Origin of the sequence: Vreelandella salicampi, assembly GCF_013415105.1 — a bacterium.
GTDB classification, from domain to species: domain Bacteria; phylum Pseudomonadota; class Gammaproteobacteria; order Pseudomonadales; family Halomonadaceae; genus Vreelandella; species Vreelandella salicampi.
In genome coordinates this window covers 308,393-323,961 of record NZ_JACCDF010000002.1, presented here as the reverse complement: position 1 = coordinate 323,961, position 15,569 = coordinate 308,393, and the positions used below count along the sequence as shown (strand labels likewise).

13 protein-coding genes are annotated in these 15,569 nt (G+C 57.1%); 2 read left to right on the top strand and 11 right to left on the bottom strand.

Annotation, left to right across the window (positions count from 1 at the left end):
* Positions 1-26: 26 nt before the first annotated feature.
* The 10 genes from HZS81_RS04325 to HZS81_RS04280 all read right to left on the bottom strand — a co-directional run bounded on the left by HZS81_RS04325 (position 27) and on the right by HZS81_RS04280 (position 12,901).
* Complete coding sequence (locus HZS81_RS04325) at positions 27-2,234, bottom strand: ATP-binding protein (RefSeq protein WP_179929315.1); 2,208 nt, start codon at positions 2,232-2,234, stop codon at positions 27-29.
* Positions 2,224-2,739 carry a putative pterin-binding protein gene (locus tag HZS81_RS04320; protein ID WP_338401808.1) on the bottom strand — a complete coding sequence of 172 codons (516 nt, stop codon included), beginning with the start codon at positions 2,737-2,739 and terminating at the stop codon, positions 2,224-2,226. The genes HZS81_RS04325 and HZS81_RS04320 overlap by 11 nt, the downstream gene beginning before the upstream one ends.
* A gap of 124 nt (positions 2,740-2,863) precedes the next feature.
* Positions 2,864-3,685, bottom strand: a complete 822-nt coding sequence (locus HZS81_RS04315) for a DUF2189 domain-containing protein (RefSeq protein ID WP_179929314.1) — start codon at positions 3,683-3,685, stop codon at positions 2,864-2,866.
* Positions 3,686-3,915: 230 nt separating this feature from the next.
* Entirely contained in the window at positions 3,916-4,344 is a 429-nt protein-coding gene (locus HZS81_RS04310; RefSeq protein ID WP_179929313.1) for a universal stress protein, read from the bottom strand.
* 13 nt (positions 4,345-4,357) lie between these two features.
* Complete coding sequence (locus tag HZS81_RS04305; protein ID WP_179929312.1) at positions 4,358-6,952, bottom strand: TRAP transporter permease; 2,595 nt, start codon at positions 6,950-6,952, stop codon at positions 4,358-4,360.
* Positions 6,953-7,087: 135 nt separating this feature from the next.
* A complete protein-coding gene (locus HZS81_RS04300; protein WP_179929311.1) occupies positions 7,088-8,068 on the bottom strand; it encodes a TAXI family TRAP transporter solute-binding subunit in 981 nt (326 codons plus the stop codon).
* Positions 8,069-8,379: 311 nt separating this feature from the next.
* Positions 8,380-9,768, bottom strand: a complete 1,389-nt coding sequence (locus HZS81_RS04295; protein WP_179929310.1) for a KamA family radical SAM protein — start codon at positions 9,766-9,768, stop codon at positions 8,380-8,382.
* Between the two features lie 267 nt (positions 9,769-10,035).
* Positions 10,036-11,337 (bottom strand): TRAP transporter large permease, encoded by a 1,302-nt coding sequence (locus HZS81_RS04290; protein WP_179929309.1) that lies wholly within the window; start codon positions 11,335-11,337, stop codon positions 10,036-10,038.
* Complete coding sequence (locus tag HZS81_RS04285) at positions 11,327-11,806, bottom strand: TRAP transporter small permease (RefSeq protein WP_179929308.1); 480 nt, start codon at positions 11,804-11,806, stop codon at positions 11,327-11,329. The genes HZS81_RS04290 and HZS81_RS04285 overlap by 11 nt, the downstream gene beginning before the upstream one ends.
* 84 nt (positions 11,807-11,890) lie before the next feature.
* On the bottom strand, positions 11,891-12,901 hold the full coding sequence (locus HZS81_RS04280) for a DctP family TRAP transporter solute-binding subunit (RefSeq protein WP_179929307.1): 1,011 nt from the start codon (positions 12,899-12,901) through the stop codon (positions 11,891-11,893).
* 240 nt (positions 12,902-13,141) lie between these two features.
* Between HZS81_RS04280 and HZS81_RS04275 the strand changes: the two genes are divergently transcribed.
* Positions 13,142-14,002, top strand: coding sequence for an EamA family transporter (locus HZS81_RS04275; protein ID WP_179929306.1), 861 nt, complete (start codon positions 13,142-13,144; stop codon positions 14,000-14,002).
* Between the two features lie 174 nt (positions 14,003-14,176).
* Positions 14,177-14,911: a ParA family protein gene (locus tag HZS81_RS04270; protein ID WP_179929305.1), complete on the top strand. Its 735-nt coding sequence runs from the start codon at positions 14,177-14,179 to the stop codon at positions 14,909-14,911.
* Between the two features lie 97 nt (positions 14,912-15,008).
* On the opposite strand, the gene HZS81_RS04265 is transcribed toward HZS81_RS04270, so the two are convergent.
* Complete coding sequence (locus HZS81_RS04265) at positions 15,009-15,557, bottom strand: DUF192 domain-containing protein (RefSeq protein ID WP_179929304.1); 549 nt, start codon at positions 15,555-15,557, stop codon at positions 15,009-15,011.
* Positions 15,558-15,569 lie beyond the last annotated feature (12 nt).

Here is a 15,569-nt window from a genome sequence, read left to right as displayed (position 1 = left end):
ACCCAGTGAAGGCGATGTTGGTGGCATCAACCACCGTACGTAGGGGATCGCGTATTGAATACGTCGTGGGTTTGGGTCGACACCCGGGTAAGCGCTTGCCAAGCGGCGGTAAGCGGTGCGTGCGCAACGGCTTGGCGCTCCACGTTCAGGGCGGCACCGGCCAGGGCTTGCGCCCCGATGCTCGCCGCTTCCCCGCGCAGCTGGTGGGCTAAATGCGCCACCCGCGCGGGATCTTCAAGCGAGGCGCCAAGCTTTTGCAGGTACATCTCAGCCTGTTGTCGAAACAGGGCGATCAGTTGTTCAACGCTATCTTGGCCTATCGCGGCCTCTAGTTGTTGCAGGACGCGGTTATCGACCAGCGGGGCAGTGGCCGTTGATGCGTTTTTTTCACTCGTCGGCGGGTAGCTTGCGCCTTCGGTAGCCCCTAGCTGGCGCTGGAGCATTTGGCTTAGCGCATCAAGCGATAGCGGCTTAGTGAGATAGTCGTCCATGTCCGCCGCCAGGCAGCGTTGGCGGTCGCCGTCAATGCCGCCCGCGGTCATCGCCACAATCGGCACCTCGGCTAGCCAGCCGCCGCGCTGGCGCAACGCCTGGGTGAGCGCTAAGCCGTCTTGGTCAGGTAGTTGAATGTCCATCAAAATCGCCGCAACGCGGCCATGCTCAAGCTGATCTTTCGCCTGCGCGGCGTTTTCGGCACAGCAAACGTTTGCGCCTAAGTGCTGCAGCATACCGACGGCGACCTTACGGTTGACCGCGTTGTCCTCCACCAGCAACAGCGGCAAACCGCTAAAGCCATTTTGGGGCGCAGGTGGCATGGTCACATCAACCGGCGTGGCGGGCTCTAGTGGCAGTTCACACCAAAAGGTACTGCCTTTGCCGAGTTCACTCTCAACGCCAAGTTGCCCCTGCATGGCATTGCCAAGCCGCTTACAAATCGCCAACCCAAGCCCAGTGCCGCCGTAGCGTCGCGCCACACTGGCATCAGCTTGCTGGAACGGCTCAAACAGGTGCTGCTGCTGCGCGTGACTAATACCACAGCCGCTATCGACAACACGGATAAGCAGGCGCTGGTAGGAGGTGTCAATCGTGACCGTCACGCTGCCTTGATCGGTAAACTTCACCGCATTGGCCATCAAATTGAGCAAAATTTGCCGCAACCGAGTGGCATCAATGTTAATCCAGGGCGGTACGTCAGCGGCAATGTGCGTTTTTAATGCGACACCTTTGGCTGTCGCCCTCGGCTCGAAAAGCGCCACCACCCGATCCAACAGCGCGGCAAGTTCAGTCGGCGCAGGATTAAGCGTTAAGTGGCCGGCTTCAATTTTGGAAAAGTCGAGAATTTCGTTGATCATCTCCAAGAGCTGGGTGGCGCTATCGTGAATGGTGCGCGCGTAGTCTTCTAACTGCGGGCGGGGCAGTGGCCGGCACAGCATCTCACTCAGGCCCAACACTCCATTGAGCGGAGTGCGAATCTCGTGGCTGACCATGGCCAAAAAATCGGATTTGGCCTCGTTGGCCGACTGCGCTTGCTTTGCGGTAATTTCAAGTTGTCGACTCAGTTGCTCTTGATCGCGTCGAGCCGCCGTACTCTCGCGCATCTCACGCACCAAAAAGAGGATGATTAGCAATGCAGCCAAACTCATCCCGACGATAAGCGCGAGCAAAAGAGGATAAAGCTGACTGAGGTGGGCACGCTCTTCGGTCGCCGATTCGGCTAAATACTTGTTAGTGGTGATAATCAAACGCTCGGTGAGCTGCGCAAGCGCCTGCAACTCGTCTTCAATAGCGAGAACCGGGAGCTGGGCCATATCCTCATGCGGCTCAAACATCGGGTCGAGCACGTCAAGCTGCGCTTCAATGCGGTCTAACAACGCACGGGCGGAAGGCATTTGATTGAGCAAGCTGGTGATTTCGCCTTCGTTAAGCACTTTTAAGCGACTGTAAAGCAACTCGAAATGCAGATTGAGGTGATCTTGCGTTGCCGGTTCCAGCGGCGTGGGGGTCGCTATCAGTACCTGATTCAACAGCTGCACGGTATCGCGGTCGAGTTTGTAGATCACCCAGGAAATATCTTCGCGCAAACTCTGGGTCAAGTGATCTTGCCGCCAAGCGGCTAGCGTAGCCACCACCAGCGCAGAGGCCAGCAGTAACACCGCGACAATCGTCACCACGGTCAACCGTCGTGGGTAGCGTAAAAGTTTCGCCGAGCGCGGGAATAACACCTTAGAGAACATCGATTCGCATTACTTGCCATACCGCACGAAAACGCATTTTCTCGCTTAGCAGCGCCTCATGGTAATCAAAGGGGTAAAGCACCCAGAGCGGGCCATATTCGCGAATGGGCATCGGCTCACCTTCACTTTCTATCGCCAATAGCACGTCATAAGCGACAAAATCATCCGAGGGGATTTTCACATCGTAGCCATTCAGCGCAGCCACGAAGACATACTCGCCCTGTGCGCCGACATACGCTAACAGTTCGCGCATGAGTGGGCCGCGATAATCGTGGGCTTGCTCAGTCCACGGCGTATCCGTGCGCACCTCGTGCTGCGGCAATGCGTTGAGCATGGCGCGGTCAAAATGTGCTTCGTCGCCTACATTGGTCCGGTCGATAGCCCCGCCAATTTTTAACATTACCGGGCCTTGCGGCAACGCTAGCGCATCGTTTTGCTCGTGCGCCAGCCCCCATTTCGCCGTGCTGAACATCAGTGCGACAAGCCCAAAGAATAACGCTTTCACCACAAACGCCCCACTTGCAGCCCAACGAGCTGACGATAAAAAACGAGATGGCGTTAAGAATACGCCATCTCGTCATTCAGGTCAGTTAGAGATATGGGTAAACAGGGCGGAGGCGAAAGTTGAATTAATGCTCTCGCTTTTCAACCGGCTCGCAACGCACCAAGTCTTCATAAGCGTGCCAGCTGGCATAGCCTAACATCGGCAAGATGAGTGCAAGGCCAATGTAGAAGGTCAATACGCCGATAATGACACAGCCAGTGAGAATCATCGCCCACAGCAGCATCGGGCGGAAGTTACGCGCCACACTGCGGATACTCGCTTCAATGCCTTCCATAAAAGTTAAATCTTCATCCATCAGCGTAGGAATCGCCACAACACTAATCGCAAAAGCGCCAAAGGCCAATACAGCGCCTGCCGCCGTTCCTACGGCGAGCATACCAAGCCCTTGGGGTGTGGTGAGTAGTGATGCATAAAGCATGTCAGCGCTTGGCGCCTCCATGCCAAAAAATAACGCAAACAGCAGTGTGGCAAGCCGAATCCAGGCGAGAAAGAAGATCATCATCATCACGCCCATCATGGCCAGTTGCCCTACATGCGGCTTCCAGCTACCGAACGCATCGCCCAGATTAGGCGGACGCCCTCGCTCAATCGCTTGGCTTACACCGTACGAACCCACTGCCACAAGCGGGCCAATGAACATAAAACCAGCAATCAGCGGCAATAACCAGTGCCAATAACCTAGCGTCAGCGCACCTGCGGTCACCGCAATACTTAACCCCACCCAAAACATGCCGTAGGCAAGGCTAATGACCGGTGCCCGCCGAAAGTCTTCAATGCCAGCGATTAGCCATGCTTTGGGCCGATCCATACCGACTTGGTTAATGCTGATTTTTACCGTCGGCATATCACCTTCTGCATGCTCGTGTGTTTTTGTTGTTGCCGTCATCGCATGACTCCTTCTGTCAGCGTCGTAATATTGCCTTAATCTCAGCTTATTTTTACTGTAGTTGACTTATGTCAGCTAGCGCGGCTGAAAAGCGTCTGATGTACAAAAAATCCACGAGCGACGGCTTTTGCAACAAAAAAATTGATGCGTTAGCAATGCGTAATAAAAAACCCCGGGCAGAGCCCGGGGTTTAACGCATTGATTATGCTTATTTCTTACTGCCGCTGCGCTTAACGCACGATCATCACCGACATTTTGGCGTGATGCACCACGTGCTCGGCATTGGGGCCGAGCACGTAATCGACAAACTTACGCTTATTATGCGAGGCCATCACGATGAGGTCGATATCAAGCTGCTTGCCGGCTTTGATAATTGCCTCCCACGGTGACCCATCCACAATCACGCTTTGCGTCTGGATATCCTCCGGCACGTTCTCTTGGATAAACGCATGCTGCGCCTCTTGTACTGCCTCGTGGGCCTTCTTTGAGAAGTTTTTGGGAAAGTAAGCGCCCACCATCGGCATTTTAAAGTCCGGCAATACCGTCACTACGTGTAACGAGGCGCCAAACGTTTGGCACAACGTAATGGCCGTGGGCAAAGCTTTTTCCCAAGAGGCCTCTTCATTGAGGTCCACCGGCAACATGATCTTTTGGTACATGACGCGCTCTCCTTTAGGCTGACGCCACGGCGGCACTGCGATCACGCCGCCGGCGTTGCATCATTACAATCAGACCGAATACCAAGAAGGCCGGAATCCACATTAGCTCCTTGGTCCAGCGATCCACCGGGGCTTGCACCGAGATAATCTCTTGATCGAAGTCAAAGCCCATGTTCGCTGCCTGGCTACCATAGGCCACCATGTCGACCACGGCGCGCTCATCCTCGATGATCAACTCAATCCCCAAGTTTTCCAGGCGCTCCTCGCCAGTTTCGCCCTCCGGCACCGGCAGTTGCATGTAGGTGGTCATCGGATCGCCATATGCATCCAAGCCACTGACCTGCAGACGCAAGGTGGCGTCCTCTCCAACATTGCCCAGCGCCTCGGTGAACTGCGCCGGAGGCACCTCCCGATAGGGATTGTGGATCATGTCCATCCAGAAGCCGGGGCGAAACAGCGTGAACGCAATCAGCAGCAACACGATGGATTCGTACCAGCGGTTACGGGTGATCATGAAGCCCTGGGTCGCCGCGGCGAAGATCAACATGGCGATAGTCGATACCACGAAGATCAATATGCCCTGCAGGAAGGTCACATCGATGAGCAGCAGATCGGTGTTGAAGATGAACAAAAACGGCAAGGCTGCCGTGCGCAGACTGTAGTAGAAGGCCTGGAAACCGGTGCGGATGGGATCGCCACCCGAGACTGCCGCCGCGGCGAATGAAGCAAGCCCCACCGGCGGCGTGACGTCCGCCATGATCCCGAAGTAGAACACGAACAGGTGCACCGCAATCAGCGGCACCAGCAAGCCGTTCTCCGCCCCCAAATTGACGATCACCGGGGCCAGCAGCGCCGATACCACGATGTAGTTGGCCGTGGTAGGTAGCCCCATCCCAAGGATCAGGCTGAGCACAGCGGTGAGCAACAGGATCAATATCAGGTTGCCCATAGCGAGGGTTTCCACCACCTCGGCCAATACCAGCCCCACGCCGGTCTGCGATACGGCCCCAACGATAATGCCGGCGGTGGCCGTAGCGATACCGATGCCGATCATGTTGCGGGCACCGGTGACCAGCCCGCTCCACAGATCCATAACACCTTCGCGTAGATCCGCACGCAGATCGCTGCGGTTACGAAAGATCGAGGTGATGGGGCGCTGGGTGAGGATGATGAAAACCATGAAGACCGTGGCCCAGAAAGCGGAGAGTCCGGGAGAGAGGCGCTCCACCATCAGGCACCAGACCAGCACGATTACCGGCAAAATATACTGTAGCCCGACCAGCACTGTTGGGCGAGTCTGAGGCAACTTGTAGATAGGGGCATCCGGATCGTCGAGTTCAAGCTCGGGGTAACCCGCGGCCAGTTTGAGCAGCGCAATATAGGCCACCGTGAGCCCCACGGCCACCACCCAAGGAGTCGCTTCACCCAGCACCGGCTTGAGCCAGCCCAGGCCATAGTAAACTGCTAGGGCAGTCACCATCATTAGCAACAGACCGCCGAGGAAGCCTATCACCTTGCGTACCAGAGGCTTGGGCGGATTGCTGCTTTCCAGACCCTGCAGGTTCGCCTTGAGAGCTTCAAGGTGGACGATATAGATCAGCGCAATATAGGAGATCAGTGCTGGCAAAAAGGCGTGCTTGATCACTTCCACATAGGAGATGCCCACGTACTCAACCATCAAGAAGGCTGCAGCCCCCATGACCGGCGGCATGATCTGGCCATTAACCGAGGACGCCACCTCGACGGCCCCAGCTTTCTCGGCGGAGAAACCGACCCGTTTCATCATTGGCACGGTGAAGGTGCCGGTCGTCACCACGTTGGCAATGGAGGAGCCGGAGATCAAGCCAGTCATGCCCGACGCTACCACGGCGGCCTTAGCCGGCCCGCCCTTGTAGTGGCCCAGCAGCGAGAAGGCGACCTTAATGAAGTAGTTGCCAGCCCCGGCCTTGTCGAGCAGGGCGCCGAAAAGCACAAAGAGAAAGACAAAACTGGTCGACACCCCCAGCGCGATACCGAATACGCCCTGAGTGGTCAGCCATTGGTGGTTGACCAGACCATACAGGCTGACCCCGCCATGTGAGAGAATACCGGGCATCCACGGGCCCGCTAGACTATAGAGAAGAAAGACAGATGCCACGATCATCAACGGTGGGCCGAGTGCTCGGCGTGTCGCCTCAAGCAGCAACAGAATTCCCACCACGCCGATAATCACGTCCTGCAGTATCGGCGCGCCAGGGCGCTGTGATAGCTGCTCATAGAACATAAACATGTAGGCGCCACAGAAAGCCGCTACCGCCGCCAGGACCCAATCCTGGATAGGGATGTGGTCCCGCGGCGAGCGCTTTAGGGCAGGATAGGCCATATAGGCCAGAAACAGCGCAAAGGCCAGGTGAATAGAACGGGATTCAGTGGCGCTGAACACCCCGAAACCCAACATAAAAGGCACCGGAGAAGCGATCCACAGCTGGAAGAGCGACCACGCTGCCGCGATGCTTACCAGTAGTTTCCCGGGCATGCCAGCGGGTTTGCGCGACCCTGAATCGGTCGAAGCGACCATATCCTCTAGATCAACCTCCGATCCCGAGGCCTTCTTATTATCCTCAGTCATAAGCGTGCCCTGCTCTTTAATGTTTGACCTGGAATTCTCTTGGGTGATGCCACTCGACATCCCAAATAAAATACGCGGCCCCCTCGGGTGACCGCGCATTCTTCACCGAGGTGTGCTCACCTCAGACGAGCCGTATTACTCAATCCAGCCCTGCTCACGATAATAGCGCGCGGCGCCTTCGTGCAGCGGTGCGGAAAGCCCCTCGCTAACCATTTCTTCCGGGTCGAGATTCTCGAAGGCCGGATGTAGGCGCTTGAAGCGATCAAAGTTGTCGAAAATCGCCTTGACGGTCTGGTAGACCATTTCATCGCTGGTGTCGGCATCGGTCACGAAGGTGGCCGCAACACCGAAGGTCTCGACATCATCCGGGTTGCCCTTGTAGAGGCCACCGGCAATGACAGACTTCGAGTAGTAGGGATACTCTTCGACGATGCCGTCAATATCTTCGTCGTTCATCGGGATCAGGCGTGAATCGACGGTGGTGGTGGCTTCCTGAATGGAGCCGTTGGGGTGACCCACGACATAGACCATCGCATCGACGTTGTTGTCAGCCAAGGCAGCGGCCTGCTCGGCGGCATCCAGCTGAGACGCCAACGCAAAGGTGTCTTCGGTCCAGCCTTTCGCTTCCATCACCACTTCCATGGTGTTGCGCTGGCCGGAACCTGGGTTACCGATGTTAACGCGCTTGTCTTCCAGGTCGTCGAGCGTCTCAATGCCTGAATCGGCTCGGGCCAGCAGCGTCAGCGGCTCGCCATGAACACGGAAAACGGCACGCAAATCCTCAAAGGCATCTCCCTCGAAGTTGCCGGTGCCATGGTAAGCCTGATACTGAACGTCAGACTGCACCACACCCATATCCAGCTGGCCGGACTTGATGCCGTTGATGTTGGCTACCGAACCGCCAGTGGAGGGCGCGTTGCACTTAATATTCGCGTCGTCCAAACGGTTCACTAGGCGACAGACGGATTGACCGACCACATAGTAGACGCCGGTCTGACCACCTGTGCCGATGGTAATGAACTGCTCTTCATCCTGAGCCATGGCCGGTGATGCGAACATCGCAGCGCCCAGCAATGCGCCGGAAAAAGCTGCGGTAGAAAATACATGACGTTTCATGGGTACACCTCTTAATCTTGATGTTATGAGTGTTATACGCCGGGTAACCGTTAGCATTGAAATATCTGCGGGGTTCCCTGCTAGGGCACCAAAGTCTTTTCAAGACAGTCTATTACACGCATCGGCTTTACACCGGCTATGACTACTTTAGCGAAAAAAACGATTTTTAGCGAAGCATACAAAGAGCCGCTAGTGCTTTACATCGTGTAAGCAGTCTAGCGGCTCGTAGCGTTTAGAAGTCGTTTATTGCTAAACGCAAATGACATAAGGCGTAACACTCGCATCACTTTAGGCGATCAAGCTTTAAAAAATCACGACACCTTCATGATCAATTCTTGTTTTTCGTCTTTCATGGCGGCGAACTCGGCTTCATAGAAGAACTCGCTCTCGCCAAAGGCCGGCTCCAGGTGGTGCAACCAGGTCGCGTCTTCGTTGTACTTGGCGAAAAATGGGCGCTGGATCCAATCAGCATCGCGGCCTTGAATCAAACGCAGCACGAAAACTTTCTCGCCGTGGATCTCGGCAACGCCTTGAATTTCCACCTTACCCGGGTCGGCGGACATAGACGGCCCACGGGCGGTACGCGCTAAGCCCGGCACGTGCTTCATCGCCTCGCGGTAGATCTCGTAGGCACGCACCAGCGGTACTTCAAAATAGTGGCGCGCGCCGGTGTCGCGCTCGACAAACATGTAGTACGGGATCATCCCGAGGCGCACTTGTTGGGTCCACATCTTGGCCCACTGCGCTGCATCGTCGTTGATATGCTTTAACAGCGGCGCCTGGGTGCGAATTTCCGCGCCAGTGGCACGAATACGGCGAATCGCCTCACGGCAAATTGGCGTATCCATCTCTTTCCAGTGATTAAAGTGCGCCATGAAAGCCACGTGCTTACCGGCAACGGTAAGCTCGCGGAAAAGCTCGAGGATATCCTCAGCGTCCGGGTCGGTGACAAAGCGGTACGGCCAGAAGGTCAGGCTCTTGGTGCCGATGCGGATGTCCTGGACATGGTCCAGCTCCGGCGCCATCAGCCCCTCCAAGTACTGGCGCAGGTGCTTGGCCTTCATCACCATGGGGTCGCCGCCGGTCATCAAGAGGTCGGTGACCTCGGTATGCTCGGCCAGGTAACGGTGCAGCGAGTCCGCTTCGTTGGAGGCGAACTTGAGGTCCTTGTCGCCGACGAACTGCGCCCAGCGGAAGCAGAAGGTGCAGTAGCTGTGGCACACCTGCCCCTGGCTGGGGAAGAACAGCACCGTCTCGCGATACTTGTGCTGCATGCCGGGCAGCGGCTCACCGTCGAGCAACGGCAGGTTGAGATCCATCTGCCCCGCCGGGTGAGGGTTGAGCTCGCCGCGGATGCGCTCAATGGCCGGTTTCATCTCGGCAGCTGAAGCGCCTTGGCGCATCATCTCAGCGACCTCGTCATAGTGCTCGGGAAGCAGCATGCCACGCTGAGGAAAGGTGAGCTGAAAGACCGGGTCGGCGGGAATATTGTTCCAGTCGATGAGCTCGTCGATCACGTATTCATTAACGCGAAACGGCAGCACCTGGCTGACCACCCGCATATCAAACTGCAGGTCCTCAGGCAGAGACTGAAGCGCCTCGATCTTGTCCAACTGGCGGTGTGTGTAGACCTTGAATTGACGTGCTTCAAACGCCTCGGCACTGGGGTCGCCCAGCTCAATATTGACACGCTGATTCATAACCATCTCCTCGACATCGCCCCGTTACCGCAGGCGCCAAGGAGCGGTGCCTGCTCACACGGGAAATAAGGGATGGCTATTGGTACAGACCTAGGGAGGGAGTTGCAAGCTTTTGCCGCTATTTGCAACGATCGTCGCCAAAAAACTGCACTTTCGGAACAAACGATTCATCAATTGCTTGGTTCTTTGAGTAATTTTGCGGTCACCTTTTGCAGTTGAGGCACCTCCAAGCAACATTAAGCCCAATACAACGCCTCCCGACGCTTTTCAAACGTTGTAGCCCAGCATCGTCGGCAGCCATAGCGCTATGGCAGGGAAAACCGCCACCAGCGCCAAAGCGCACGCCATCGCGAGCACAAACAGCAGCGCCCAGCCCAGCGTGTGCTCCAGGCGGATTTTTGCCACTTCGGTGGTCACCATCAAGTTAACCGCCACCGGCGGGGTGAACTGCCCAATGGCGATATTCATGGCGAGCAGAATGCCAAACCAAACCGGGTTCCACTCAAAGTGCTGCATCACGGGGATCAAAATCGGCATCATGATCAGATAAATCGAGATGGCATCCAACAGCATGCCCGCCACCAGCACCGCCAACATGACTAAAATCAGCAGCAGCACGCCGTTATCGGTCAAGCCAATCACCCACTCCGCCAAATGGCGGAAGGTGCCTAACATCGTGCCCGCCCAGGCAAAAATGCCCGCCAGCGCGATAATCAGCATCACCACGCCGGAGATAATCGCCGCTTCGCCGAACAGCTCCCACAGATCACGCCATGCCAGCTCGCGGGTAAAAAAAAGCCCAACGACGGCACCGTAGGCAACCGCCACGACCGCCGCCTCGGTAGGAGTAAAGAGCCCCGAGCGCAGGCCACCCAGAATTAGCACCGGGGCAAACAGCGCCGGCAGCGCCTGCTTAAACGTTCCCCGCACGCTTAGCCGCTCGGTGCCCTCCCCTGGTGAACCTTCCCAACCGTAGCGTTTGGATACCCACAGCGCCGGGAGCAAAAGCGCCAAACCCGCCAAGATACCCGGAAATAAACCGGCGGCAAACAGCGCGCGCAAATCCACCCCCGGCACTACAATCGAGTAGAGAATCAGCGCTACAGAAGGTGGAATAAGAATGGCGGTAGAAGCCGACGCCGCAATCAAGGTGGCCGAAAACGGCTTGGGGTAACCGGCTTTGGTCATACTCGGCAGCATCACCATCGCCACCGCGGCCGCATCGGCCGGACCAGAGCCACTCATGCCGCCCATGATCATGCACACCATCACCGCCACCAACGCCAAGCCCCCGTGTCGCGGGCCGATCAGCGCCTGAGCAAAGCGTACTAAACGCAGTGCCACCCCGGCCCGCTCAAAAATCAGCCCGGTTAAAATAAAAAGCGGAATCGCAATCAACGGGTACTTGGCAATGCTGTTATAGGTATTGGTCCCAAGCGTTGCCAGCATATCCGGCGAAAGCCCTGCCAAAATGCCCACCGCCCCGGAAAGCGCCAGCGAAAACGCCACTGGCACCCCGGCGATCAGAAAGCCTGCAAAGGCCAGAATCATCCAAACATCAGGGCTCATCGGTGAGACTCCCGGTCAGACGGTCGCGGGTTTGCTCAAATAAACGCCATAGCATGGCGCCAGACAACAGCGGCAGCCAAACGATATACCACCACTGCGGCAACCCCAGCCCAGGCGAGAGCGACTCCCACTGGTACTCTTGCCAGGCAAGCTTAGCGCCATACCAGGTAATCAGCCCCAGCACGGCAGCGCCGCACAGCGCTTGAAACACAATCAAGGCCTTACGCGGCCCGGGTGATAACGCACGCTCTAACAGCCCAATGCGAATATGGCGGTTACGTCGCAACGCCACCGAAGCACCAGCGAAGGTCAGCACCACGAGAAGAAACACCGAAAATTCTTCGGTGAAAGAAAACGAACCGCCGGTCACGTAGCGCGTCACCACGTTCGCCAAACTGATCGACGCGATAATGATTAAGGCAATCGCCCCCAACCAGCGTTCCGGACGCGCATCAGGTCTCCCTTGCATCAGACGTACCTTATTAGAAAACAGCCCCACAGACGTCACCGCCCTCATCTCAAGGGCGGTGACCACAAACACGATGATGTCGGTTTAGCGCGCGTCGATAGCTGTCTGCGCCGCTTCAACGAGGTCTTCACCAATCCGCGGCGCCCACTTCTCGTAGACGGATTGTGTCGCGTCGACAAACGCTTGGTACTCGGCATCACTCAGCTCTGTTACCGTTACGCCGCGTTCTTGAATGGCGGCAAGGCGCTCGCTCTCCTGGTCGCGGGTCATAGCGATTTCCCACTCGCCGGCTTCTACCGCGGTTTCACGCAGCAGCGTGCGCTCGTCTTCGCTAAGCGTCTGCCACACCTGCTGATTCACGGCGAAAATCAATGGGTCGTTCATGTAGTTCCAAAGCGTCAAATGCTCTTGGCCCACTTGATCAATGCGCGCCACGTCAAACACCGAGAGGGGGTTTTCCTGGCCGTCCACCGCGCCGGTGGTGAGCGCTGGTTTGGCATCCGCCCAGCTCATTTGCGTGGGATCGGCATCCAGCGCGCTAAACGTATCTTGGAAAAGCGGCGAGCCAACCACGCGGATTTTCAGATTCTCCAAGTCGGCAGGCTCACTGATGGGGCCTTGGGAGTTAGATAGCTGGCGAAAGCCGTTTTCGCCCCAGGCCAACGGCATAACACCGCGCGATTCGATGGCCTCAAACACCATTTCCCCGGCTTCACCGCCGGTGACCGCATCCACGGCGGCTTCATCGGGAATGAAAAACGGCAGCGAGAAGAGATTAAGCTCCGGCACCTGCGGCGACCAGTTAATCGTCGAGCCCACGGCGGCGTCGATCAATCCCGAACGCATCGCGGAAAATTCGCGGGTCTGGTCGCCGGATACCAGCTGCGAGTTGGGATACACCCGTAGGGTCAACTCACCATCGCTGCGTTCTTCCACCAATTCCGCCCACTTTTCCGCCGCCTGCCCCCAGGGAAAGGCATCAGACAAAACAGTAGAAACCGAGAGTTCACGTGCTTGTGCAGAAAGCGAAGCAGAAAGCAGTGCCGCACCGGCCAAGCTGGCAGTTAAACGAGCCATTGAGCGTGTCAGCGTCATGATAGATCCTTTTTTATCGGTTTTTGTGGTGACTTTATTATAGGGGTCAGCCCTTACCACCGGATTCGACTTATATTGGCGATAAGGTCCCCATTGTAGGTATTCTTCTGTTGAAAGGAACCCATCCAAACGGTTATGGAAGATCAATAGGGAACCCCAGAGGCTGCCAACGGGGCTTATACGATAATATTGGCACCTGATACCCTAACCTCGTCTCCTTTGCTACCAACGGACATCAACGTGCCACTACGCGACCTGTTGCTCGGTCTCTTGGTTATCGCCATTTGGGCGTTAAATATCATTGTTATCAAGCTCGGCGTGACGGAATTACCCCCGCTGTTGCTAACCACGTTGCGCTTTACGCTGGTCGCCGTACTGCTGGTGCCCTTCTACCCGGTGGCGCGGGCGCAGCTGCCGTTTTTACTGCTGCTATCCTTTACCTTCGGTAGCATGCACTTCGCCTTGCTGTTTATTGGCTTACAGCAGGCCGAAGCGGGCACCGGCGCGCTTTTGGTACAGATGGGGACGCCCTTTGCCACGCTGTTGGCGGTGATCTTTCTAAAAGAAAAGCTAGGCCTCAAACGTATTGTCGGGCTACTGCTCTCATTTGCGGGCATTATTGTGTTGGCGGGCGGGCCTGCCTTACCGACACCAGTGCCCCTGGTGATTCTATTGTGCAGCGCGATGGGCTGGGCAATGTCGCAGCTATTGATCAAACGCGGCCCGCCGATTGCGCCGATGGCGCTGGCAGGTTGGATGGCGCTGTTTGCGGTGCCTCAGGTAGCGTTGGGTTCATGGCTATTTGAAAGCGGCCAGTGGCTGGCAATAAAGCAGGCGAGCTGGTTGGGCTGGGGGGCAATGATTTACACCGCCGTGATGTCGTCAATTATCGCGTATGGGATTTGGTACGCGCTGTTGCGCCGCCACCCGGTGAATCGCGTGGTGCCCATGACGCTACTCGTGCCGGTATTAGCAGTCGGCCTTGGTGCACTGTTAATGGGCGACAGCCTAGGTGTGCATAAACTGGTGGGTGGCGGCTTAGTGGTTGTGGGTATCGCCCTGATTGTGCTTAATTTCAGCCGACAGCTTCGCTCCGTTTAATTCGCGGGTTGGCAGAAACCGACGATCTCAGGGCGATCCGCCCGTCGCTATTGATAAAGGCAATGTCGAGGAAAATCAGCGTAGCGACATCGACAGCAGCGCCGTCATCGAAACGTCACATATCCGCGCGGGCCAATCAGTTAGACTAAACAGTTACCAAACCGGGAGTTCCCTATGCAGATGCTCGCGCTTTACAGTATCAAGGGCGGCGTGGGCAAGACCGCCTCCGCCGTCAATCTCGCCGCCGAAGCCGCACGCGACGGCAGGCGAGTGTTGCTGTGGGATCTCGACCCTCAGGCCGCCACCACCTTCTACCTGCGCAGCAAACCCAAAGTGCGCGGTGGTGTCGACAAACTGGTCAAGGGCAAGGCCGATCTTGATCGGGCGATCCGCGAGACCGACATCGAGGGGCTAGATCTGCTGCCGGCGGCGCTGGGCTCGCGTGATCTGGAAGCGGCAATGGAAACCCGCAAGCCCAGTCGGCTGCGCAAGATCCTCAAGCCGGTAATGGATAGTTACGACCTGGTGATACTCGATTGCCCGCCGAGCCTGTCAGCGCTCGCCGAGCAGATTTTCTCCAGTGTCAATGCACTACTAGTGCCGGTGGTGCCGACTACTCTATCGTTGCGCACGCTCGAGCAACTGGAGGGTCATCTCGACGAGGTCGACCATGCCTGCCCGATCTGGCCGTTCGTGACCCTCGCCGACCGCCGCAAGACCCTGCACCGCCAGGTGATGGAGACGCTCAGCGAACGCTGGCCGAGGCGCCTGTCGACGAACGTGCCTAACGCCAGTGCGGTCGAGCGCATGGGTGTCGAACGCGCCCCGGTCGGGCATTTTGCCCGCAGCAGTCGGGGTGGCCGCGCCTACGCCGCGCTGTGGCGAGAGATCGCGCAGCGTCTGCAATGACCGTCTGCAACAAGCTGACTCAAGGCCGGGGCGACAGCTTAGTGATCGCGGACACCGCCCTGATTATGCTTAATTTTAGCCGACAGCCTCGCTCCGTTTAATTCGTGGGTTGGCAGGAACCGGCTTCGCTTGGGATGGACACACAGTCGCCCACGTTGATGCCGCTCTGCTCAAAGTAACCGGCGTTGACTTCTAACGCAGCATGGTAGGGCTTACCCGGCGCATAGACGCGGCAATCGCTCGGCGATGAGGATTCACACGGCGGCATTGTCATCATAGCGACAATTGTGCCGTCGCTGTCGATAAAGGCGATATCCAGCGCAATCAATGTGCGATACATCCAAAATCCATTGTGAGCCGATTGCTCGCGCTCGTACGTAAACAGCATGCCGTGATCAGCGGGCAGCACCTCACGCCCCATCAAGCCTTTTTGCCGCTGCGCCTGCGTTTGCGCCAATTCCACACTCAGCCGGTGCGGGCCTTGCGCGCTGTGAATGACTAACATACGCCGCGCCAATGGCGGTGTATCCCCTTCGCCGTTAACACCTTCGCTACTAAGCGCCGGGCCCACCCACGCTAGCGGCGCTAATGTCACCAGTGGAAGCGCAAGCGACGCCTTGAGTAACGCGCGACGTGTCGTGTTCATCGGTTTTTCCTC